Source organism: Ornithinibacillus sp. 4-3 (genome assembly GCF_040958695.1).
Classification (GTDB): Bacteria; Bacillota; Bacilli; order Bacillales; family Amphibacillaceae; genus CALAMD01.
Genome location: NZ_CP162599.1, coordinates 1,793,581 through 1,817,270, shown reverse-complemented (window position 1 = coordinate 1,817,270; position 23,690 = coordinate 1,793,581). Strand labels below are relative to the sequence as shown.

Below are 23,690 nucleotides of genomic sequence, written 5' to 3'. Positions count from 1 at the left end.
TTACATAATAACTCTTACTCTACAGGCAATAATTCTTCCTCTGTTACCCATTTATGGTATTGGACATCTTCTCCAGTATCTGTTGTTTCAAAATCAATCATATAGACAGTGGTTTCTTCAGCTGATTCGATTTCTGCATTAGCACCGTACATCCCTTCCATATGATCTGTATTCAATATAACTTCTGTACCAGATTCTAGTGGTGCAGCCTGTGGATTTTCCAATTCTTCATGAATCACCCACTTATGATTCTCGATTTCTTGTCCATCATCTGTAGTATAAGATACTGTATAAACAGTCGTATCAAATGCACCGGAGATTTTCGCAACAGCACCATCCATTCCAGGCATGTGGTCAGCGTTAATTATTACTTCACTGCCAATTTCAAATGTCGGGTCTACTGCTTCTTTAAGACCTATAGGGATTTCTCCAGAACTGGACATTTCTTCAGCTGAATGATTCATCCCTTCATGTCCGTGTTCATTATGTTCCATTCCTTTACTGGCAAAGGGATTCTGTCCTGTAATAATACCGAATGCCGTAAAAACTGCTATTACATAGATGATCCCTAAGGAAACCCATTTTTTAATAGACATATTACTGGCCTCCTTTTAATTTCAAGCGTTGTAATCGTAAAGCATTTAAGACAACAGACACGGAGCTAAATGCCATTGCTGCTCCAGCAACCCATGGAGCAAGTAAACCGACGGCAGCAATTGGAATGGATGCTGTATTATAGAAGAAAGCAAAAAATAGATTTTGCTTGATATTACGCATCGTTTTTTCACTGATTTGTACACTGTCTGCCACACTATTTAAATCTCCACGCATAAGTGTAATATCTGCTGCTTCGATGGCTACATCTGTACCTGTACCAATTGCCATTCCGATATCTGCTACTGCGAGTGCTGGTGCATCATTGACACCATCACCGACCATCGCAACTTTCTTACCTTCTAACTGGAGTTTTTTAATTTCTTCTGCTTTTTGTTCTGGAACAACTTCTGCAATTACACGGTCAATACCTACTTGTTTACCAATCGCATCCGCAGTTCGTTGATTATCTCCGGTCAACATAATAACTTCTAATCCTTGCTCATGCATTCTCTTAATAGCAGCTTTAGACGTTTCTTTTACTGTATCTGCCACCGCAATAACACCAGCCAGTTGATTTTCCAATCCAATTAACATTGCTGTTTTTCCGTCGGATTCAAGTTTAACCATGCTATCTTCTACAGAAGAAACATCAATGTTTTCTCGTTTCATCAGCTTTCTTGTACCGACAAAAATCATTTTTCCATCTACAGAGGCCTGAATACCGTATCCAGGTATTGCTTCAAAAGAATCTGTTTCTTTAATTTGAACGCGCATTGCTTTAGCGCCTTTTACGATAGCTTCTGCAAGTGGATGCTCAGAATTATTTTCAGCAGAAGCAACTAAGGTAAGTACTTCTTCTTCTGAAAAACCTTGCCCTGGGAGAACGTCTGTTAATTCAGGCTCTCCTTTCGTTACCGTTCCTGTTTTATCTAACACAATCGTGTTTAGATTACGTGTATTCTCTAAATATTCTCCACCTTTAAATAAAACTCCTAGCTCTGCTGCTCTTCCTGATCCAGCCATAACAGACGTTGGAGTAGCTAAACCAAGCGCACAAGGGCAGGCAATAACCAATACGGTAATTGCAGGAACTAAGGCAGCACGTAAATCACCTGGTGCAACAAAGAAATACCATATAAGCGAAGTTATAAGCGCAATACCTACAACAATTGGAACAAAGATCCTGGATACACGATCAGCTACACGCTGAATATCCGCTTTACTTTCTTGAGCTTCCTCTACCACCTTCACAATTTGAGAAAGGGCTGTATCTTTACCAACCTTTGTAGCTTCAATGGTTAACAATCCATTTTTATTAATAGTAGAACCGATAGCTACATCTCCCGATTTTTTATCAACAGGGATACTTTCCCCAGTAATCATTGATTCGTCAACTGCCGATTCTCCTTTAATAATCTGACCGTCAACTGGAATCTTTTCACCTGGACGTACAATAACAGTATCTCCAACAATAACTTCTTCCATCGCAATTTCTTGTTCTTCACCGTTTCTTATAACTCGAGCAGTTTTTGCCTGCATCCCTAGTAATTTTTGTATTGCTTGACCTGTTCTTCCTTTGGCACGAACTTCAAATAGTTTTCCAAGAAGAATTAACGTGATAATAACTGCCGCAGCTTCAAAATATAGCTCTGGCATACCAACTTGACCCTGTACTTGCCATTCATAGCCTAGAAAAATACTATAAAAGAAAGCAACAGATGTACCTAATGCAACAAGAACATCCATATTAGCACTGCCATTTTTCAATGCTTTATAGGCAGATTTATAAAATTGTGCTCCAACAATAAATTGTACAGGTGCGGCTAATGCTAATTGTACCCATGGATTCATTAGCATATCTGGAGAATAGATAAACGATGTAAACTCAAAGTGTGTCACCATCGTCCACAATAAAGGAAGTGTTAGAATAGCTGAAAATATAAATTTCCCAGTTTGATGTTTTATCTCTTCCTCTTTATTATTAGCTGTTTCTTCTTTAGATGCTTGCACTTTTAAGTTGTAGCCTAATTTTTTAACTGCTTCCATCATATCGTTAACAGTAACTTGACCCTTGTCATAATCTACCACTACATTTTCTAAAGCAAAGTTAACAGATGCATGAGAAACGCCTTCCATTTTATTTAATTGTTTTTCAATCTTACTGGCACATGCAGCACAGGTCATACCTGATATATCAAATGTTTGTTTATCATGTGCGACATGATATCCTAATTTCTCAATTTCATCTTCAAAATCCTGTACATTTGTTTTTTCAGGATCATAAATAATTTTTGTTTTTTCTATCGCAAAGTTGACATTCGCATTTTCTACTCCATCTATCTTATTAAGCCCTTTTTCAATTCTATTGGCACATGCAGCACAAGTCATACCTTGAATTTGTAAATTTATTTCCTTTTGTGCGCCCATAATCATCACCTCTCAATATACTGTATAGGGGTATTAAAAATGTTAAAAGAGAGATCGTGCTGGAGCAGCACGACCGCTTATTTTAATTAACATCATAACCTTGTTCTTCAATCACTTCTGTAATTTCTTTTAAATTTACTCTTTCTGAATTGAAGGTTACATCTACTTTTCCATTGTCTAAATGAACTTTGACAGATTCAACTCCATCCAATTTCCCCACACTTCCCTCAATTGAATTCACGCAGTGTCCACAAGACATTCCTTGTACATTAAGTGTTATATTTTCCATGTAAATTACCTCCTAATTTTTAATTCACTTCCATATTACCATACCCTGGATAGGTATTGTCAAGCGAAAAATTTTTATTTCATTATTTTTGAGATAGTTGTCATAAACTCAGCGACAATTTCAGGATCTTTATTCTCTAATTTTTCAATCACACAGGTATTTATATGATTTTCCAGAAGCACTCTTGAAACAGAATGCAATGCAGATTGTATTGCTGACATTTGTGTCAATATATCATCGCAATATACATTTCGATCAATCATCCGTTTAACACCTTTGACTTGACCTTCAATCCGGCTCATGCGATTCATTAATTTTCGTTGAAGCTCATCTGATATATGTGTACTGGACTCTTCTTTTTCAATACAACACATTTTCTTTTGATCTATGGACTTTATTTGTTCAGCTGTCTTTCCCATTTCAATTCTCCTCTCTATTTCAAGGATTAAAACTAATTTAATTCTAAAAACATCATACTATACCCCTATATAGTATGTAACCCCCTTTTTTTATTGATGAAAAATATTTACTTGAATCATTTTTTAAATCAGAAGATAGTGTATGTAAAATACTACGTTTTATTCATTTAAGATAATATCCTGAAAGAAAAGCGTAAGTCGCATAAAAACGCTAGAGAAATGCGAATTAAGTACGCCACGTAACGAGGGCAACATCCGCACTAGTATATCAGCATTAATTTGCGGCTTTCTTACTCCAAAATAAAAAATCCAAAAATTCCAATACTAGATTGCATTGAAGTTTTCAGATTTTCTATTTTATCTATTTATTGAATCTGTCTTATTAATGGCTATGGCCATGATGATGTGCTTCCATGTTATACTTTGCTTGGCACATAATGGAATCTTCATGTGGGTGGTCCTCTGTTTCAACTTGAATTGTAACATGACCTATACCCTTATGTTCCAATTTATGTTCGATTGTTCGAAGTAAAGATTGGCTTTCCTCTATTGTCATGCTTCCATCAACAATAATGTGGCATGAAAGTACATTTTGCCCACTTGTAATACTCCACACATGCAGGTCATGAATCCCTTGAATTCCTTCTACACCCTTCATCATAGTGACAATTTCTTCTACATCAATATTAGAAGGTGTACCTTCCATTAAAACATGGAAAGAAGCTTTTGTAACTCGCCATCCACTGATCAAAATAAGTACTGCTACAAGCACACTTGCTACGGCATCTGCCCATATCCAGTTAAAGAAAATCATAAGAAGAGCTGCGATAATCGCACCAACTGATCCTAATAAATCACCTAAAACATGAAGAAATGCAGCACGCATATTCAGGTTATTTTCGGTATCTCCTCCACGTAGCATTATAAATGCTACAATAATATTTACAATTAACCCAATAGAAGCAATAATAAGCATACCAGTCGAAGCTACTGTAGGTGGGTCTAACAACCTTTGATAAGCTTCATAAAAAATGTAGATAGAGATAATAAATAAGGTCACACCATTTATAATTGCTGCCAGTATTTCAAAACGTTTATAGCCATACGTTTTTCCATAATTGGCTGCTCTCTCTCCTAATGTAAAGGCAATTAAAGCAATCAATAATGAAATAGAATCACTTAGCATATGTCCTGCATCAGCTAATAGTGCCAAACTTTTAGTAAGTATACCACCAATTACTTCTACAACCATAAATGCTGTAATAATAAGAAAACTAATTAATAATGTTTTTTTATTTGCACCATGCGTGTGATCATGCCCATGATGATCGTGTCCCATGTTAAAACCTCCCTTTTATGTTTATATCTATATATATGCATATAACAATATAATAAGTATCACTTATCTAAAATAAGTGATTACTTCAAATTAATTATGACAAGCATGATTTATCATTTGTTCCAAAATGCACATCACATGCTCATCATCATGTGAATAGTAAAGTGTTGTTCCTGCGCGACGATATTTCACTAACCGTAAATTTTTTAAAAAGCGTAATTGATGGGAAACCGTTGATTGCCGTATATCCAATGTCTCTGCAATTTCGTTTACAGAACATTCTTTTTTAAAGAGCAAATGAAGAATTCTGACTCTTGTTGGATCACCTAATGCTTTAAAGGTTTGCGATACAATAAATAATGTTTCATCATCAAGGTCTTGTGGAAGTACACTCTCTTGAAACTCTTCCAATTAATTTCCTCCTCAATATTTCAATATATGAGCATATTATCATATATGAATTATTATTACAACTGTTCTTAAATAGAAAAGGACTTTTTGCTTTAGAAAATATGAACGAAAAGCGCAGAGTGCCTTTACCTCCACAAAAAGTCGCTTTATTAATTGAAAATAGTTTAGTACTTATTTAGTATTTATTTTTCAATAATTTCAGAAGCAGCGCGCTTAGCTGATCGAAGCGCACCTTCAAGGTGTCCTCCAAATTGTGCATCTGTTTCTGTGCTCGCAAAAATGATTTTCTTTTGCCATGCTTCTGTGACTGCCAATGGACCATATTGTGGAAAGCTCCTAAGTGGTTCCCAATCTGCTTCAACAGCGGTTTCGTATTCTTCTGACCAATCCTTATATATCATTTCCTTTATATTTTGTGCAGAAGAGCCGAACAGACGAATCAATTGATCGACAATCATTTCAGTCATTTCATCTTTTGTAATTTGCTGACGAACTTTAGCAGGAATGCCTACAAAACCAAATAGTGCACCAGAGCCTGTTTCTGGAGAAGCATCATGAATTTCCTGTAAAGGGCCAACCCAGCTAGATACAAATCCTGAAAGTTCATCTTCTCTCCAAAATGGTTCATCATATATAGCGATAAATTTAGCTTGACCAGCCATCCAAGTTGGTTTATTTATCATTTCTGAAATCAGATTATCTGGAAGTGACGGAGAAAATTCGATATGCTCCTTTACAATTCGGGGTGGTAAAGCTAAAATAACAGCGCTTGCAAAAATGAATTCTCTTTCTCCATTAGAGAGTACAATCTCTACTTTAATATGGTCTTCTTCAACCAATGACATTTTTGTCACTTTTTTATTTACTTCTATCAGCTCTGCAGGAAGACTATCTGCTATGGCATAAATCAGAGACTGAACCCCATCTTTAAATCGCATAGATATAGAATGAGAATTATTTGGGATTTCAAAACGTCGAGGAGATTCATTGATAGTCTGCTCTGCTAGCATTGACCCTTTATTATATTGAACAAAAGTTTCAAGATTTAATTTCTCAATAAGCTGGGTAATCGTATTTTCAAATTGTGGCCAGAACCATGTTGCGCCAAGATCAAAGTTTCCTAACTCTGAATTATTTGGATGGGGAATACTCAAAGCTCTTCCACCAATACGATCTCTAGCCTCCAATACTCTACAATCTACACCTTTTTCTGACAATAAAGATGCAGTATATAGACCTGATAAACCAGCCCCAATAATAACAACGGGATATTTCATAATTCTTTCCTCCTACCTAGCTAATGCTTAAAAATATCATATCACAGCTATCTAAAATATTACTTTTTAAGGTTTTGAAAAAAAGTCTAATATAACTGGCTTTTATTAAGCTTGATTAAGGAAGTGTTATTTATATTGAGGAAAGTAGCGCTTATACCTATCATAAAAGCAAGAATAGAGGAAATTCGATTAAGCTTGTGACATCACAAACATCACAAACTTAACCGAGCTGACATACATATTATTTCATTCAACTAGGTAGCTTCAGACGCACTATTTCTGCGAAAAATTCAGCGCCTCGAACTAAATTATCATCATTATAATCATACTGAGCATGGTGAAGTGGATATACTCCTTTTCCTTCACGTTTCCCCCCTAAAAATACATAGCACCCTGGAATTTTATTTAGAAAATAACCAAAATCCTCTGAACCCATTACTTGTTGAGCCTGATCTACCACATTTTCTTTTCCTAAAATATTTGTTGCTGCTTGGATTGCTGTGAGATGGCATTCTTCCCAGTTCACAGTTGGTGAAAAAGAATTTCTAAAGGTAAATTCACAGGTTGCGCCATTCGATTTACAAATATTTTCGCTGATTGCTTGCATTCTTTCTTTTATAATTGATTGTACCTCTGGTTTATAGCTTCTACAGTCACCTGTGATGATTACATTTGTAGGGATAACATTTACTGCACCATCTGTATGAATTTCTGTACAAGAAATTACTGCTTGATCAATGGGATCAATATTTCTTGAGACAATTGTTTGTAAAGCTAGAATGATTTCAGATGCAGTAACTAATGGGTCTACACCCATATTTGGCGTTGAGGCATGTCCTCCCTTCCCTTTTATCCGAATTTCAAAATTATCCTCGCTTGCCATGATAGGACCAATTTTAGAATGGATTTCTCCTTCAGGCAAATTAGGTTTATTGTGTAACCCATATAGCTCATCCATTGGAAACTTTTCCAATAAACCATCTTTTAACATGGCGAGTGCTCCTTCACCATGTTCCTCAGCAGGTTGAAAAATAAAACGAACAGTTCCATTAAAGTTTTTATTATCAGCAAGTAGCTTTGCTGCACCTAAAGCAGTTGTTACATGTCCATCATGCCCACATGCATGCATCTTTCCTGGATATTCAGAAGCATATGGTAGATCCGTTTTTTCGTGAATATTTAATGCATCCATATCCGCACGAATGCCAATAATTCCAGTTCCAGTACCATTTTTCAAAGTACCTACTACGCCTGTCTTTCCGATACCAGTAACAATTTCATAACCCATTTCTAGTAATTTTTCTGCTACAAACCGAGCTGTGTTTTCTTCTTCAAAAGCACTTTCAGGATGTGCGTGAAGATAATGTCTCCAAGTAATTAGTTCCTGTTTAAAATTTTCATTACTCATATTAGTAAACACTCCTTATATAGATGGATATGCTCCATCCCATACGACTTTTTCATAATGATCTGGATCTGTGTCTCCTTCTGTACTAATTATAAGTACTTTTGAATCTTTATTAAGTTTTAGGATTTCTTTTAGGTGTTTCTCTCTATCTACTAAGCTCATTAATCCTATCCCAACTGCAGCACCTGATTCCCCTGAGACAATTTGCGGATCAGAAACTAATGGATTTGCAAGAATTCGCATTCCTCTTGCTGCTACTTCATCTGGACAAGCAAAAAATAACGCTGCATAATCTCTTATAATTCCCCAAGAAGTTTTACTTGGTTGCCCACAAGCTAAACCAGCCATAATTGTGTCCAAGCTCCCTGTTACTGCATAAGCTTTCCCATCAGCAATCTTCATAGATTTGTAATAACAAGCAGCTTCATCTGGTTCCACAATAACTGTCATTGGGTATTCTTCACCAAATCTACTTGCCAAATATCCAAGTATACTACTAGCAAAAGCGCCAACTCCTGCTTGTAGGAATACATGAGTTGGTTTATCTCCCTCAAGTTGTTCGATAGCTTCATCAATAATCGTTCCATACCCTTGCATAATCCAAGTTGGAATGTCTTCATAACCATCCCAAGCTGTATCCTGTATTAATATCCAACCATTTTCTTCAGCCATTTGACTAGCTAGTTGTACTGTACCATCATAATTCAAATCAGTTATTGAAGCCTTTGCTCCTTCTGCTTTAATATTATTTAATCTTATTTCAGAAGCTCCTTTTGGCATATAGACAACTGACTTTTGTCCAAGCTGACTTGCTGCCCAAGCAATTCCTCTCCCATGATTACCATCTGTTGCCGTTACAAAAGTAATATCACCTAACTGTTCTTTAATCTCTTTACTTTTCAGCTTTTCAAAAGAAAGCTCTGAGATATCCATATTTAATTTTCTTGCTAGATATTTACCTACTGCATAAGAACCACCTAACACTTTAAAAGCATTTAAACCAAATCGATAAGATTCATCCTTCACCCAAATCTTATTTATCTCTAGCTTTTTAGCTAAATGATCTAAAGAATGTAATGGCGTGATTTGATATTCTGGAAAGCTTTGATGAAAGCTTCTTACCTCTTCCATTACTTTACTGCTCATCACAGCTACAGATTCTTTTTCGGATTTTGCGTTATTATTTTCTACATATTGTAATTTTGTTAAATTTAGCATTATATTCTCCTTTACAAAGTGATATATTACTCTTTACAGTAATATATCACATTTCACATACTAATGAATAGACTTCATTTTTGTACAATATGATATATTGTATGTTAAAGAAATATTTAGGGAGTGCTAGTCATTGAGCTTAGATAAAAATGAACCTAAACTAAAACGTACCTTTATGAAGGATGAAGTATATAATAAACTCCAAAATTCGATTATTACCGGAGAACTGAAGCCAGGTGAAAAATTAAGAGATCTTGATTTATCCAAATCTCTTGGTATTAGTCGTACTCCAATTAGAGAAGCTTTATTAAGACTTGAAAATGATGGACTTGTAGTTACGAAAGCGAATCGTTGGACATTAGTAGCTCCAATTGATGTGGAGCAAGCAGAAGAGATTTATCCCCTTGTATGGACACTTGAATGCTTAGCTATCGAACAAGCTTTTCCTTATTTTTCTGCAAAAGATGTGGAAGAATTAGAGCAGTTTAATGAAAAGCTTGATCAAACAATTCATAGTGGAGATATTTTTAGTACAGTGGAAGCAGATAATGAATTTCATCATAAAATTATCCAGCTAGCTAATAATTCAGAACTAGCAAAGTTGCTATGCAGTTTAAAAATGAGAATTCAAAGAATGGAAATATATTATTTCAGTAAGATGGATGCTAAAAACACATCTTATATGGAACATCAACAAATCATTCATGCTATAAAAAATCAAAAGCTAGATCCAGCACTGGATGCGATAAAAATGAATTGGAAAAATAGTTTAGAACGTATTCGTTTGTATACAGAAGAAAAATAATAAGTTATTGGATGAAATTAAAAACTAGGTAGGTTAAGAACTTGAAAAAGTTTCTAGTCTACCTAGTTTTACTTTTTATTTAACTATTTGAGAAACTGTGTACTTAGTAATCGAAGCTGGATACTTGTTACCACGCTAAAGCATTTACAGAATTATTAATGTTATTTTAATCACACTTTGAGCATATCATATATTATTACGACCAAATCTATTGTTTGATTTAAGCAATTAGATGATAGAAACAGGACAGAATATTTTCTATTAGTCGCATTTTTAATTAATATTTTGGAATAGTTATGCTGAAGTTGGGTTGTAAGAAATATTTTTTATGCTCTGTAATAGCTTTAACATATCTCGATTATTTTAACATGCTAGCTTAATTCATATGATCATTTTTATAAATGAAAGTAGGTTACCCAATGAAATATGACGGCATTTTTATAGTACTTTTTTTACTCACGACTTTTACTATAGTTTTTCTTGCCAATTACTTTCCTGATTTATTAATAGTTCTATTTTTTGTAGGTGTTATTCTTTTGATAATATGTGCCGCCTATTTAATTAATCATTATTTTTTCGAAAGAAAAGAATAAATGCCCGCCAATTTGTTGACGGGCGTTTATTTAATACATCATTATTTTTTCTTTAGCCCAGCTATAGTTTCCTTCAAAACCATATACTTTTCCGTCTTTAATCCAATAAATCCTTTCAAATAGTTTATTAAGAAAATAACGGTCATGGGAAACTGCTAGGATTGTTCCATTATAATTTTCAAGTGCTTCTTCTAATATTTCTAGTGATTCAATATCCAAATGATTTGTAGGTTCATCTAAAATAAGAAAATTAGTATCCTGATGCATTAGTTGTGCCAAGCGTAATCTCATCTTTTCTCCACCACTTAATTGAGATATCTTTTTAAAAACAGAGTGTCCGTAAAATAAAAATTTTGCTAAAATTTGTCTAGCTTGCCCTTCTGTTACTTTTACTTCCTCCCGAAATACATGGAGCATCGATTCATCATCTCGTGTTGTAAAAACATGCTGAGATAAATAACCAATTTTAATGTTACTTCCTACTTTAACTTCCCCTTTATCAGGAAGTGTTTCTTGAAGGATTAATTTAATCAATGTTGATTTTCCAGTACCGTTTTCTCCGACAATCGCTACTTTTTGTCCATAGAGGATATGCATATTTACTTGCTCAAACAAATTGTGATTTGCAAATCCTTTATCTACATCCTCTAAAATAACAACATCCTTTCCACTACGATTAGAAGATTCAATATCCAAATTCATTTTCTTTTGTTGAAGTGTGGGACGATTTAACTTTTCTATTCTTTCTAATGCTCTTTCCATATTTCTTGCTCGTTTATGGAGCCCTTCATTAGGTGGATTTGCTCTGTTTGCCCAGTCTCGTAGTCTTTTAATTGCTTCTTTCATCTTCTTTATTTTCTTTTGCTGCTCTTGATAATCATGAAATTCTTTAAGCAGGAGCGCTTCTTTTTCTTTCACATATCCTGAATAATTTGTATTGAATTGTTGAATTTCTCCTTCGTCTAAATCTAAAATTTTATTGACCATCTCATCTAGAAAATAACGATCATGGGATACGATTATAATTGTTCCTTCATAGCTTTTTAAGAAGTTTCCTAGCCATTCCACGGATATTAAATCTAAATGATTTGTAGGTTCATCTAATAATAAAAAGTCTGGATTTTTCAAAAGAATATAAGCAAGCTCAACTTTCGTTTTCTCTCCACCACTAAGCATGGAAAACTGCTTATTTAATAAATCTAGCATGTTTAATCCACTGACAACCTTCTTTATCTCTGATTCGATTTCATACCCGCCTTGTGATAAAAAAGCTTCCTGCAATTGACCATATTCATTAATCAGCTTCTCCATTTTTTGATTATTTCCGGGATTACTCATTTGCAATTCTATTTTCTTCATGTTCTGTTCAATTTGTAATAAGCTAGCAAAAGCTATCCGTAATATTTCTTTAGTCATCATATGGTGATCAAAATCTGGCATTTGTTTCATATATCCAATTTGAGTTCTTTTTTTCCAGTGAATTTGTCCAGAATCAATATTTTCTTCTCCGGCTAATAGCTTTAATAAAGTTGTCTTACCACTTCCATTTCGGCCAACTAAACCGACTTTATCACCCATTTTAATTTCAAATGATATATTTTTAAAAATGGTGTTGCCTCCATATATCCTTGTAACATCTTGTATACTGCATGCGATCATTATGATAGCCTCCTTTAATCTTAAAATGCAAAAAAAGCCATAGGAAAAACACTCCCATGACTTCATTACATAAATGAATCCATAAAAAAAGAAGAGCATGAAAGCTCCTCTCTAATATAATGATGGATTTAGAGATGTTTTCACTGTTTTAAATCTGCTATAAAGTTGTTAAAAAAGGACACACTTCTCCCGTTGATAACAACATCAGCAAATTTTGCATGGTTAAGAAATAAGAATTCCGTCCAAAATCCATGCACTAAAACAGTTGATTTTAACATCTCGATCCACCCCCGTTTCTAATAAATATAACTATATCATATAATATTTCGAATATTTTTTCAAGTAATAAATTGAATCTTAGCTCTAGCCTAACTAAAGCAAAATATTTCTCTTTTATAAGATGAAAATTATCACTATAATAGGAAATAGATAGAAATGTTTAACTTCGGAAAAGCACAGGAATAGGAGTGAGTTAAAAAATGAAGAGTTTATTTGAAGTTGGAAATTTAAAATCAAATGGCCACTATGCTTTAGCAACAGTACATCAAGGAACTGTATATGTATCAGGACAATTTTCTTTTGATCCAGAAACAGGAGAAAAGAAATTTGGAACGATTGAGGAGGAAACATTACAAGCCTTGAAAAATGTGGAAGCAATAGTAGCAGCTGCTGGAAGCAGGAAGGAACAGATTTTGCGTATGACTTTGTACATTCCAGATGTTGTATTATGGGATCGAGTGAATAAGGTTTATGAACAATTTTTTGGCTCACATAAACCTGCAAGAACTGTTGTGCCAACAAAAGATTTACATTTCGGCTTTAAAATTGAAATCGAAGCAATTGCTTATACAGAATAATGGAGATGATACAAATGACCAATTATATTTGTTCAGATTGCGATAAAATATATCCTATTCATGAAACGCTATGGAAATGTGATTGTGGTGGACTCTTGAATCTACAAAAATCCGAATCAGATATTAACTGGACAGACCATCCATCCATTTGGAGATATGTTAACTCAATGGATACGGAAGAAAATTTAGTTGGGTGGTCATCTGTTACCCTTGGCGAAGGACAAACACCGCTTGTCCCATTAGATCAAACAGCACCAGATGCATTTGTGAAAGTGGAATATATGATGCCTACTCTTTCCTTTAAAGATCGTGGTGCAGCTGTCTTGGTCACAATGGCAAAACAATTAGGTGTGAAAAAGATGATAGCAGATAGTAGTGGAAATGCAGGAACAGCTATTGCTGCATATAGTGCAAGAGCTGGTATCAACTGTGATGTCTATGTAAGTGCAGATACCTCACCTAAAAAATTAGCGCAAATTAAGGCACATGGAGCACAAGTGAAAGCAATTAAAGGAACACGAGAAGATGTTGCAGCTGCAGCTCAAACTGCAGTTGAAAAAGAAAAAGTATTTTATGCGAGTCATGTCTATAATCCATATTTTTATGAAGGTACAAAAACATATGCCTTTGAAATATTTGAACAGCTAAAAAAGGCTCCACATACATTGATTGTACCAGTAGGAAATGGAACATTAGTATTAGGTGTATATTATGGATTTAAAGAGCTTTTAGAAGCAAAGAAAATCGATCGTATGCCAAAAATTGTAGCTATTCAAGCTGAAAATTGCGCACCATTAGCTAAAGCATTTAATAATCAAGAATTAGTGGCAAATCCTGTTATTAATGAAGGAACTTTAGCAGAAGGAATTGCTATTGCAGCCCCAGCGAGATCGAAGCAAATATTAGAAGCTATTCGCGAGACAGATGGTATGATTATTACCATTGGAGAAGAAGAGATTTCAGAGGCTCGTGAACAGCTTGCAGCAAAAGGCTTCTATGTAGAAATTACTTCTGCTATTAATTATGCAGGCTATTTAAAGTATGAACGCACAAAAGATGAAATAGTGATTATTCCTCTCTGCGGTGCTGGAATTAAATCAAATTAAATTTAAAATAAAGATAGAGTCCATGATGTCATGGACTCTATCTTTATTTTTTATGATGAAACTCCAGCGACTAATTGAATTTCAATTGGCGCATTACCTGGCAATGATGCGATACCAATAGCTGCACGGCTTCCTATACCTGCATCCCCTAATACCTCAAATAAATATTCAGATGCAAAATCTGCCAAAGCTGTGTGTTGCAAAAAATCTTCTTCTGCATTTACATACACATTAAGTGATAAGACTTTTTCCAGTTTTTCTTGATCTTCTAATAAATTTTCTGCGGCTATTAATGCATTAGACATTGCTTGTAAAACAGAATCTTTATAATAATCAAGTGGCTTATTAGCACTTACTTTTTCACTTTGAATTAAAACACCATCTTTTCTTGGTGTCATACCAGCTGTATAGATGATATTCCCAAATCTTGTAGCTGGAACATATTTTCCTTGGGGAATAGGATTCTTTTTACTCATTTACGATTCTCCTCTACTACTTGTATAACACGTGTTATTGCGTCAACGGCAGCTTTATGATCCTGTGAAAAATTAATGCGGAAGCTATCTGTAAACTGTGGTCCAAATTCAGTGCCAGGTGTTACAGTAACCGCAGCCTGTAGGCGAAGTAATTTAACAAATTCATTGATAGAAATATTCAATGCAGGAATTTTTGGGAATAAATAGCTTCCCGCTTCCGTAGGTCTTACTTTAAATCCTTCAACAGCCTGTAATTTGTGTACTAAATCATCACGAATTGCTTGATGTTGAACAATACGTTCTGCCATCCACTCTTCTGGTTCAGAAAACCATGTTTTTAAAACAGCTTGGCTATATCCTCCTGCACGTAGGGATACGATTGCTTGAAGTTTTTCCATACGGTCAATAATTTTAGCAGATCCAAATGCAACACCAAGTCTATATCCACTCAACGATTCTGTTTTAGATGGTCCCATAATAGTGATAACATTTTCAGGATCTATTTTACTTTGCGCAGCTAAATGTGTATATTTTCTGCCGTCAAAAATTAGTCGAGAATATAACTGATCAACAATTACATTTGCTCCATATTTGCTTGCAAGCTCAGCAATAGAATGAATTTCATCCTGGGAATAAATAACACCTGTAGGATTATTTGGATTTGAAAATAAGAAAAGTTTAACACCTGATTTAAACGCTTCTTCTAGTTGAGTCAAATCTAGCCCAGCAGCAGTATTTGTGCTTAAATAATCCATTTGAATAGGTACAATTTCACCATCAAAGAATTCTACTAGCTTGCGATTAGCGAAATAGTCAGGCTCTACAATTGCAACCTTATCTCCTTTAATAACACTAGCTCCCATTGCTAGGAAAAGAGCTCCTTGTGTACCAGGAGTAATAATGAAGTTTTTATCTACATCAATACTTGCACCCGTAAAACGTGTAAGCTTCTCCGCAACATTTTCACGGATATTCTTACTTCCACGATATTCTGTATAAGCTTGTTTTCCACCAAGGTGAACACCTTCAACAAAGACATCTAATGATCCAGATACTGGTTCAAAAGCGTCTACATCACCATGTGAAAAATCAACTGGAGTTCCTGGGATTTTTTCGAAGGATAATTTAATATCATCTGTACGTTGTCTTACTTCTTGACCTGGAGCATATTCAGCTCCTAATTTAATAAACTTTTTCTCTATTCTATCCATTATTCATCATCCTTTTCTTTTTCAATACTTTTAATACTTTACAGAGCATCCTCTTATTCCTTATAGTTATAAGAAGACTTCTTAATTACGCTTCAAAAAATAATAATGACATACATAAGGAGATATATTTATGCTTAAAGATATGGATTATGTTTATGCAGTATATGTAAATAAAAGCTTTTCCAAAGCAGCTGAAAATTTATATATCTCACAGCCAGCGCTTAGTGCTAAGATTAAAAAAGTAGAGGAAGAAATTGGAATCCCCTTATTTGATCGAAGCAGTAACCCCATCGAGTTAACAACAGCCGGTGAATATTATATTGAATCTATTGAAAACATTATGAACATAGAACAAAAAATGAAATCCTATTTCAATCGCCTGCGTGATGAAAACTTAAAAACATTAAATATTGGTGGTGCTTCCTTCTTTTGCACGTACATTTTACCAAAGGTTGTACAGGAGTTTAAAAAGGAATATCCTGGTCATACTGTAAGCCTTTTGGAAGCTAACGCAGATGACTTAATGCAATGCCTTCGCTCTGGTATCGTTGATATGGTCATTGATGTTGAAAAGAAAGGAATTCCAAAATACTTTCGTTCTTACGCCTGGGCTAAGGAACATATTTTGCTAGCAGTTCCAGCTGCTCTTGAAATAAATGAACATTTGAAGAAGTATCGTCTTACATTTGATGAAGTTGCAAATGGTCACTATTTGAATGAGAAGCAGCTGAAAGTAGATCTTAATGCATTTGAAAACGAGAATTTTGTCTTGTTAAAAAAGGGCAATGATATGCACCAAAGAGGATTAAAAATGTGTAAAAAAGCAGGGTTTAATCCTAAGGTATCTATGCATCTCGATCAAATGCTTACATCTTACTATATTGCTCATAATGGAAAAGGCATTGCTTTTGTTCGTGCAGGAGTTGCTCGCTATCTTGAAAGTACTAACAAGCTATATTTTTATAAGATTAATGATGAGAATGCCTACCAAAATATTATGTTGTACCATAAAAATCTGGAATCACTTTCTAAAATCGACACGGATTTCATTCAGTTTCTAAATCAAAGAAGTCTTTCAGATATTTAAGAGGGATGGACTAAACACACACCATGTTCAGTCCTTTTCCCCATTTCCTAAGCATTTGCTTTTGCAATTTTTGCTGTAATTTCTAAGAATTCTTCAATTTCTTCCACAGTATTGCAATGTAATGGAGAAATTCTGACAGCTCCATCTAAGCCAAATGATTCTAACATTCGCTTCGAATAAATACTTGATGCCACGCGATCATATACAATGACATTTTCTGCTTCATACTGCTTTACTGCTTCTTTGTATCCCAATTGATCAATGCTAATTGCAATGATAAAATCACGTTTGGATAAATCTTCATAATCAAGATGCACTGTCACACCTGGAATGTTTCTTAATCCCGTTGTTTTGTCTGTCCCATTTAGCAGGACCTCTAGCAAGCCTTTTTCGTGTAAACCAATTCTTTTAATACCTTCCACATATAGAGCTCTTTTACCTTGTTCTTTTGTAAATTTGCTACCAATCCAGCAGACATAATCAACAATCTCGCTAATCACAGCAAAATGAGCTGGTACTGGGCTTCCAAGCTGTAAATCGCCCTCTTCTTTTCCAATTAAACGGTGATGTGGTAATTTAGCTGCTCTTTCTGAAAGATAAGCAACTCCACATCCTCTTACTCCAAAAAACTTATATGGAGCAAAATTCATCACATCTACAGGAGTTTTTTCTAAATCAATCAGTCCATGTGGTGCATGCTGTACAGAATCAACAATAATATAAAGATCTGGCTTAATTTTTCTTGCTTCTTTTACAATTGTTTCGATATCAAGAATAGCTCCAGAAATATTTGATGCATAAATTACGCTTAAGAAAATAGTCTCCTGGTCAATTAGCTTTGTAATTTCTTCAACATCTACTCCTCCAGTAACACGATTGGTTGGTGCTACTCGAAGTTCTTTTCCTAATTTATCTGCATAAAACTTTGCAGAATCATAAACAGATGGATGTTCTAGTGCAGTAGTTACAATATTTGTTCCTTCTATATTTTCAGCAATTTTACCAGTGATTTCAAAAATTGCTTGAGATGCAGTGAAGCATGTTACAATGCTACCGTCTTTGGCATTAAATATTAATCTTGTATCCTCTAATCCTTTACTTTCCACATCAGCAAGATATTTCGCTGTCTTATGCTCTCGTTGTGGGTGATCTGGTATTAAATCATATTGCATAAATTTTTCTACCGTACTTTTTAATCTTAATGATCCCCCCGCATTATCCATGTATAATCTTTTCTTTTGTGTTAAAGGATCTGTATCAACATATGCAAATTTTTCTCTAATTTCATCTAATAGCTCTTTACTAAATAGTATTTCATTCGCCATTTTTATAAAATCCCCCATCGGTACAATTTTCTAAGTTAGTTTGCGTTTCATAATATGCCTATAATTTAATAGTAAGTGTCAGCATTTCTAAAATCCAATACGAAAAAATTATAACGATATATACTTTTTTCTATATTTTTGAACTACTTCCTCTTTATTTTTTATGTTGTTAGACGTAACTGGAGCTTAAGAGAGCTTACTTTTTCCGGTCGATCCAATGCTATTTCTAAATAAAAGTGCCCAACTTCTCCTTGAATAAATAGAGAAATTGGGCTTTCTAATGCGTATTTCCCTCTTTCTGCCGTAAAAAAATCCTCCAAATAAATTTAAATTATATAGATCATCTGCTCATACAACCATTTGTTTTAGTTTTTTTAATCATACTGAAAAAAACAAATACCAAAATTAACTAATCTCATTTCTTAATTTAAAATTTCCAAAAAACCTCTCAAAGAAGTTGATATATGTTTGTCATTACGATAAATAAAGAAGGTTTTAACTTTACCGTATCTATTCGGAATTGCGTGTTGGATAATGGGTTCTTCGTTTATATGTTTATCTACTACACTTCGAGGAAGTAAACTGATACCTAGCCCCGCGGAAACACAGCCGATAATTCCATCAAGTGTTCCAAATTCCATGATTTTTTCTGGAATTACTCCTTCATGATGTAACCATGCTTCAAATCTTGCCCGGTATGAGCAGCCATTACGAAAAACTAATATTGTACGATTTTCTATTTTGTTTATAGAGGATAAGGTTTGATGGGAAGCATCTGTTATGAGGACTAATTCTTCCTCTACTATCATTTTATGAGTAAGATCAGGATGTTCAATAGGTCCAGCAATAAAAGCTCCATCCAATTCATATTGTAAAACGCCTGCGATATTTTGCTCAGTTGGACCTGTTTTTAAAGTAAGATCAACTGCAGGATATTGACGATGAAAATTTGAAAGGAACACTGGTAAACGAACTGCTGCAGTTGTTTCCATCGATCCTATTACTAAAGGTCCTTTCGGTGTTTGATCATCATTCATCACGTTTTTAACCTCATCAAAAAGTTGAAATATTTCCTCTGTATATGATAGTAGGATTTTTCCTTTGTCGGTTAGCGTGGCTCCACGATTATGTCTATAAAACAGTTTTGTTTGTAAATCTGATTCCAATTGCTGAATTCTTGCTGTTAAATTTGATTGCGCGTAGTTTAGTTCTTTCGCTGCTTTTGATATACTTCCAGATTTAGCAACAGCTTGAAAAAAGTTTAATGCTTGTAAATCCATAGTCATACGCTCTTTCCCCTTCTGATATATAAAAAAACGATATCACTGTATCATTTTTAAGTATTATACCATATAACAAAAAACGGCTAAGATAAAATTAGAAATACAGATTATTTTAGTTGGAGGTGAAAAATTGAAGAAACATCCTTTTTTATTTTTGGTTGGTGGAATTTTTTCCTTGATGATTGCAATGGGGATTGGAAGGTTTGCTTATACACCTATTCTGCCTTTGATGCAGAGTTCTCTTTCTTTTACTGATGCTGTGGCGGGTTATCTTGCTTCTAGCAATTATGCAGGATATTTCATTGGAGCAATTTTAGCAGGAGTTCTCCCTTTGAAAAAGCATAAAACATTTTATTTAAGAGCAAGCCTTGTGATAAATATAGTTACTACATGCTTGATGGGTTTTTCTCATTCTTATATTTTGATGCTTATCGTTCGTTTTATTTCAGGAGTGACAAGTGCATTCATTTTTGTTTTAGCTTCAAGTATTGTACTAGATAAACTAGCTGCTATAGGTAAAACAAATTGGTCAGGATTATTTTATGCAGGCGTAGGATTTGGTATCTTTTTCTCTACACTCTTTATTCCTAGTTTAAATAATTTATTTGAGTGGGAAGGCGTATGGATAGGATTAGCCATTATAAGCGTAATTCTTTTTATCTTCGTATGGTTATGGCTAAAAGATTCCCCAAACAGGATTATGAAAAAGGAAGAACAAGTGGTTGTTACGCAAGCACCTCCCCTCAAATGGCTTCCTTGGTTAATTATTGCCTATGGACTTGAAGGATTAGGTTACATTATAACAGGAACATTTATCGTATCGATTGCTGAACAGACCTCAACCTTTAGCAATGACCCAGCTATTGTTTGGATGGTTGCCGGATTGGCTGCAATTCCATCATGCATCATCTGGTCGAACCTTGCAAAAAAATGGGGGTTTGTAAAATCACTAGTATTTTCGATGCTTCTACAATCCATTGGTATTGTACTGCCCGTTTTCTCGTTAAGTAAATCTAGTTTAATGTTAAGTGCTTTATTATTTGGAGCTACATTTATGGGCATTACCACATTGGCTACAACATTAGCACGACAAATGAGCCCATCAAACAGTGGTAGAATCATAGGTTATTTAACTGCCGTATATGCTGCTGGTCAAATGATTGGACCAACATTTGCTGGAATTCTATTATCCCATACACAAGGTTTTAATTCAGCGTTAGTTGCAGCAGCTAGCGCGGTGTTCATTGGTGCAGTATTGCTTATAAGTGGTATTCGATATGAGCGTTAAATTAAATGAAAAGAGGGAATTTTAATGCCTTACATAAATATAAAAATTACAAATGAGCATGTTACACCTGACAAAAAGGCTGAGCTTATTAAAGGAGCAACACAATTATTGGTTGATGTTTTAGATAAGAATCCACAGACAACTGTTGTAGTTATTGATGAAGTGGATACGGATAATTGGGGCATTGCTGGAGAAACAATAACCGCTCGTAGAAAAAATGATCAATAAAAAGAACTCTATTCGTAGATTTTTATGCTAAGGTAATAGTGCGAACTTAGTTTTTAAGGAATTAATAAATCCAATCTAGATATAAAAAAGGAGCAAATAAATGGAAACCAAACAAGATGTTAAAAATCAATTTGGTCGTAGCGCTGATTCTTACGTTAAAAGTGAAATACACCGCAATGGTGGGGATTTGAATAAATTAGTAGAAATGGCATGTGCAACAGGAGTGGAAGATGTTCTCGATGTAGCCACAGGAGGTGGACATACGGCGAATGCTTTAGCACCTCTTGTTCGCCAGGTAACAGCTATGGATTTAACACCGGAAATGTTAGCATCTGCTGAAAAGTTTATAAAAGGTAATGGTCATTCTAATGTACTTTTTGTGGAAGGTGATGCAGAAAAAATGCCTTTCCCAGATGAATCATTTGATATGATTACTTGCCGAATTGCTCCTCACCATTTTCCAAACATTACTGACTTTATAAAAGAAGTTTATCGCGTTCTAAAACCTGATGGAACTTTCCTATTGGATGACAATGTTGCCCCTGAAGATGATATGTTAGACGATTTTTATAATAAAGTAGAAAAAATGAGAGATTATAGCCATTTCCGGGCATGGAAAAAGACAGAATGGCTTCGCATGTTAGAATTAAATGGTTTTGAAATTCAAGAATTCCATCGTTTTGAAAAGCGATTTGAATTTGAGAATTGGTGTGAGCGAATGCATTTATCAGGTGCAGAGAAAGAAACTTTAAACAATTTAATGCTTGAAACTCCAGAAAAAGTGAAATGGAAATTTCGCATTCAATCAAATAATAATAAAATTGAATCATTTCAAGGAGAAGCCTTATTATTAAAAGCAATAAAAAAGGGACATTAATAATTAAATAAAATTTGTTAAAACATGAGCTCTAAGCTAAGCTGGACTCATGTTTTTCTGTTTTTTAAAATCATTTATTAATAATACTTTTCAAGCAATTTTCAATGATTGCTTTAGATATTAACTTCAAGTCCCATTAAAAAAATGGTGCAGCGCTTTAATTGATACATAACTTAACTATAGCTTTGTAACATTTTTAAAATAATCCTCCATATAAGAATATTAGTTCTCATTACCAATGAGAAATCATAAAATAACAATGGTAAAACATAACAGTACATACGTTCTTTTATTCGTGATAAAATAGAACGTACGTTTCTATAATAGGAGTGATAATCAGATGAAGTTGTTTAACAACATAATCAAAAAAGGAGCAACTTTAGAGATGATTTATATTTCTGCTAATGGAAAGATGACCCAACGTTTTATAAGAGTAATTAAGATACAGAAAGATGAGATGCTAGCTTACTGCTATTATCGTAAACAGGTAAGGATGTTCAAATTTCAAAATATATTATCTGTACAAAAAATTAGCAGAAGATTAAGTGTATGATTTATGGTCAAGGTTCAAAAGTGGTCTACCATAATGCTAGTTTTATGATAAATTATAAAAACTCCTATTAGGAAAATGATTTAATGTATCATCTTACTAATAGGAAGTATATCAATTCATTTTTTTGATTAGGATTTACTGTATACACCTTAAAAGCTTCTGCACTAATCAATAAATCGGTGACGCTTTTGCCAAAATCCAATAGCGATTCCTGTTAGCCATATATACACCGAAACATATAGAATACGCTGTAGCAACCCTCCTGGAAGGTTGCTAAATACTGGCTGGAGGAATATTCCTAGTAATGCTAGTATGTTTACAATTAACCAAAGTATTGTCCACCAAAATATACGAGGCATCTTCTTATAAATAACAATACTGATTAAGATCATTGCTGGAATTTGCACAACCATCCCCGGTAGTGCAGTTAATGTATGCCCATAAAAATGAATATCAGCAGGAATAATCCCAGACATACCATAGCTTATTCCAAAAATACCGATGAAAAAGCTTGCTATTTTAGTAGTACGGGCTTTTGGCCATAAAGGATACAGGAAAACAGTACCAAGTAAAATAGCTAATCCAGTTAAGAAAAACGTCCAATTCATTAGCCAATGATAAGGTGAACAAATCATATAATTTGCGAGCACATACGTATCTGTTCCGCAAGTTGTAACACCTAAATCACTCATTGGTTGTTTTAAAAAATCATAAGGTGCAGTCGTTGCATGAATCACAAATGCTTCAATAAAAAAATAAGCACTTAATGCAATCCAACTAATACTACCAATTCGAATAGAAATTCTTTTATTTTTCCGAAAGATGAATATTATAAGTACAGCGATCAATGAAATAATGATCATTGATACCATATGAAATTCATAACTAATTTTACTTCACCTCCACTCTTTTAACTCTATTCTGACATTCCCACTTCAAAGTGAACAGGAAACCTTA

23 protein-coding genes are annotated in these 23,690 nt (G+C 34.3%); 7 read left to right on the top strand and 16 right to left on the bottom strand.

What is annotated here, in order from left to right:
- Window positions 1–14: 14 nt before the first annotated feature.
- The 9 genes from AB4Y30_RS08800 to dpaL all read right to left on the bottom strand — a co-directional run bounded on the left by AB4Y30_RS08800 (window position 15) and on the right by dpaL (window position 9,385).
- On the bottom strand, window positions 15–590 hold the full coding sequence (locus AB4Y30_RS08800; protein WP_368655204.1) for a DUF1541 domain-containing protein: 576 nt from the start codon (window positions 588–590) through the stop codon (window positions 15–17).
- A 7-nt stretch (window positions 591–597) separates the two neighbouring features.
- Entirely contained in the window at window positions 598–3,024 is a 2,427-nt protein-coding gene (locus tag AB4Y30_RS08795) for a heavy metal translocating P-type ATPase (protein WP_368655100.1), read from the bottom strand.
- 82 nt (window positions 3,025–3,106) lie between these two features.
- The gene (copZ, locus tag AB4Y30_RS08790; protein ID WP_368655099.1) at window positions 3,107–3,313 is read right to left on the bottom strand and encodes a copper chaperone CopZ; all 207 of its coding nucleotides are present in this window, start codon (window positions 3,311–3,313) and stop codon (window positions 3,107–3,109) included.
- A gap of 74 nt (window positions 3,314–3,387) precedes the next feature.
- Window positions 3,388–3,732 (bottom strand): metal-sensing transcriptional repressor, encoded by a 345-nt coding sequence (locus AB4Y30_RS08785; protein ID WP_368655098.1) that lies wholly within the window; start codon window positions 3,730–3,732, stop codon window positions 3,388–3,390.
- A gap of 382 nt (window positions 3,733–4,114) precedes the next feature.
- Window positions 4,115–5,071, bottom strand: a complete 957-nt coding sequence (locus AB4Y30_RS08780; RefSeq protein WP_368655097.1) for a cation diffusion facilitator family transporter — start codon at window positions 5,069–5,071, stop codon at window positions 4,115–4,117.
- A 90-nt stretch (window positions 5,072–5,161) separates the two neighbouring features.
- The gene (locus tag AB4Y30_RS08775) at window positions 5,162–5,482 is read right to left on the bottom strand and encodes an ArsR/SmtB family transcription factor (RefSeq protein WP_368655096.1); all 321 of its coding nucleotides are present in this window, start codon (window positions 5,480–5,482) and stop codon (window positions 5,162–5,164) included.
- A 182-nt stretch (window positions 5,483–5,664) separates the two neighbouring features.
- Window positions 5,665–6,759, bottom strand: a complete 1,095-nt coding sequence (locus AB4Y30_RS08770; RefSeq protein WP_368655095.1) for a flavin monoamine oxidase family protein — start codon at window positions 6,757–6,759, stop codon at window positions 5,665–5,667.
- Window positions 6,760–7,009: 250 nt separating this feature from the next.
- Window positions 7,010–8,167, bottom strand: a complete 1,158-nt coding sequence (locus AB4Y30_RS08765; RefSeq protein WP_368655094.1) for a M20 aminoacylase family protein — start codon at window positions 8,165–8,167, stop codon at window positions 7,010–7,012.
- 15 nt (window positions 8,168–8,182) lie between these two features.
- Window positions 8,183–9,385, bottom strand: a complete 1,203-nt coding sequence (dpaL, locus tag AB4Y30_RS08760; protein ID WP_368655093.1) for a diaminopropionate ammonia-lyase — start codon at window positions 9,383–9,385, stop codon at window positions 8,183–8,185.
- 175 nt (window positions 9,386–9,560) lie between these two features.
- Between dpaL and AB4Y30_RS08755 the strand changes: the two genes are divergently transcribed.
- Window positions 9,561–10,190: a GntR family transcriptional regulator gene (locus AB4Y30_RS08755; RefSeq protein WP_368655203.1), complete on the top strand. Its 630-nt coding sequence runs from the start codon at window positions 9,561–9,563 to the stop codon at window positions 10,188–10,190.
- A gap of 623 nt (window positions 10,191–10,813) precedes the next feature.
- On the opposite strand, the gene abc-f is transcribed toward AB4Y30_RS08755, so the two are convergent.
- Together abc-f and AB4Y30_RS08745 are read right to left on the bottom strand one after the other, a co-directional pair.
- On the bottom strand, window positions 10,814–12,442 hold the full coding sequence (gene abc-f, locus AB4Y30_RS08750) for a ribosomal protection-like ABC-F family protein (RefSeq protein WP_368655092.1): 1,629 nt from the start codon (window positions 12,440–12,442) through the stop codon (window positions 10,814–10,816).
- 140 nt (window positions 12,443–12,582) lie between these two features.
- Window positions 12,583–12,720, bottom strand: a complete 138-nt coding sequence (locus AB4Y30_RS08745; RefSeq protein ID WP_368655091.1) for an RAxF-45 family protein — start codon at window positions 12,718–12,720, stop codon at window positions 12,583–12,585.
- A 201-nt stretch (window positions 12,721–12,921) separates the two neighbouring features.
- Here AB4Y30_RS08745 and AB4Y30_RS08740 point away from each other — a divergent pair, with 201 nt between their 5' ends.
- Entirely contained in the window at window positions 12,922–13,299 is a 378-nt protein-coding gene (locus tag AB4Y30_RS08740; RefSeq protein WP_368655090.1) for a RidA family protein, read from the top strand.
- A 14-nt stretch (window positions 13,300–13,313) separates the two neighbouring features.
- A complete protein-coding gene (locus tag AB4Y30_RS08735; RefSeq protein ID WP_368655089.1) occupies window positions 13,314–14,405 on the top strand; it encodes a threonine synthase in 1,092 nt (363 codons plus the stop codon).
- A 50-nt stretch (window positions 14,406–14,455) separates the two neighbouring features.
- Here AB4Y30_RS08735 and AB4Y30_RS08730 read toward each other — a convergent pair whose 3' ends face one another.
- Both AB4Y30_RS08730 and AB4Y30_RS08725 read right to left on the bottom strand, forming a co-directional pair.
- The gene (locus AB4Y30_RS08730; RefSeq protein ID WP_368655088.1) at window positions 14,456–14,881 is read right to left on the bottom strand and encodes a RidA family protein; all 426 of its coding nucleotides are present in this window, start codon (window positions 14,879–14,881) and stop codon (window positions 14,456–14,458) included.
- Window positions 14,878–16,092 (bottom strand): pyridoxal phosphate-dependent aminotransferase, encoded by a 1,215-nt coding sequence (locus AB4Y30_RS08725; RefSeq protein WP_368655087.1) that lies wholly within the window; start codon window positions 16,090–16,092, stop codon window positions 14,878–14,880. The genes AB4Y30_RS08730 and AB4Y30_RS08725 overlap by 4 nt, the downstream gene beginning before the upstream one ends.
- A gap of 130 nt (window positions 16,093–16,222) precedes the next feature.
- On the opposite strand from AB4Y30_RS08725, the gene AB4Y30_RS08720 reads away from it, so the two are divergent.
- Window positions 16,223–17,179 carry a LysR substrate-binding domain-containing protein gene (locus AB4Y30_RS08720; RefSeq protein ID WP_368655086.1) on the top strand — a complete coding sequence of 319 codons (957 nt, stop codon included), beginning with the start codon at window positions 16,223–16,225 and terminating at the stop codon, window positions 17,177–17,179.
- A 47-nt stretch (window positions 17,180–17,226) separates the two neighbouring features.
- On the opposite strand, the gene AB4Y30_RS08715 is transcribed toward AB4Y30_RS08720, so the two are convergent.
- Window positions 17,227–18,504 (bottom strand): aminotransferase class V-fold PLP-dependent enzyme, encoded by a 1,278-nt coding sequence (locus tag AB4Y30_RS08715; protein WP_368655085.1) that lies wholly within the window; start codon window positions 18,502–18,504, stop codon window positions 17,227–17,229.
- Window positions 18,505–18,926: 422 nt separating this feature from the next.
- Window positions 18,927–19,784 (bottom strand): LysR family transcriptional regulator, encoded by an 858-nt coding sequence (locus AB4Y30_RS08710; RefSeq protein WP_368655202.1) that lies wholly within the window; start codon window positions 19,782–19,784, stop codon window positions 18,927–18,929.
- 133 nt (window positions 19,785–19,917) lie between these two features.
- Between AB4Y30_RS08710 and AB4Y30_RS08705 the strand changes: the two genes are divergently transcribed.
- The 3 genes from AB4Y30_RS08705 to AB4Y30_RS08695 all read left to right on the top strand — a co-directional run bounded on the left by AB4Y30_RS08705 (window position 19,918) and on the right by AB4Y30_RS08695 (window position 22,180).
- Window positions 19,918–21,075: a YbfB/YjiJ family MFS transporter gene (locus AB4Y30_RS08705; protein ID WP_368655084.1), complete on the top strand. Its 1,158-nt coding sequence runs from the start codon at window positions 19,918–19,920 to the stop codon at window positions 21,073–21,075.
- 24 nt (window positions 21,076–21,099) lie between these two features.
- Window positions 21,100–21,303 (top strand): 4-oxalocrotonate tautomerase family protein, encoded by a 204-nt coding sequence (locus AB4Y30_RS08700; protein WP_368655083.1) that lies wholly within the window; start codon window positions 21,100–21,102, stop codon window positions 21,301–21,303.
- Between the two features lie 100 nt (window positions 21,304–21,403).
- Window positions 21,404–22,180: a class I SAM-dependent methyltransferase gene (locus AB4Y30_RS08695; protein WP_368655082.1), complete on the top strand. Its 777-nt coding sequence runs from the start codon at window positions 21,404–21,406 to the stop codon at window positions 22,178–22,180.
- Window positions 22,181–22,897: 717 nt separating this feature from the next.
- On the opposite strand, the gene AB4Y30_RS08690 is transcribed toward AB4Y30_RS08695, so the two are convergent.
- Window positions 22,898–23,605, bottom strand: coding sequence for a DUF998 domain-containing protein (locus tag AB4Y30_RS08690; RefSeq protein ID WP_368655081.1), 708 nt, complete (start codon window positions 23,603–23,605; stop codon window positions 22,898–22,900).
- Window positions 23,606–23,690 lie beyond the last annotated feature (85 nt).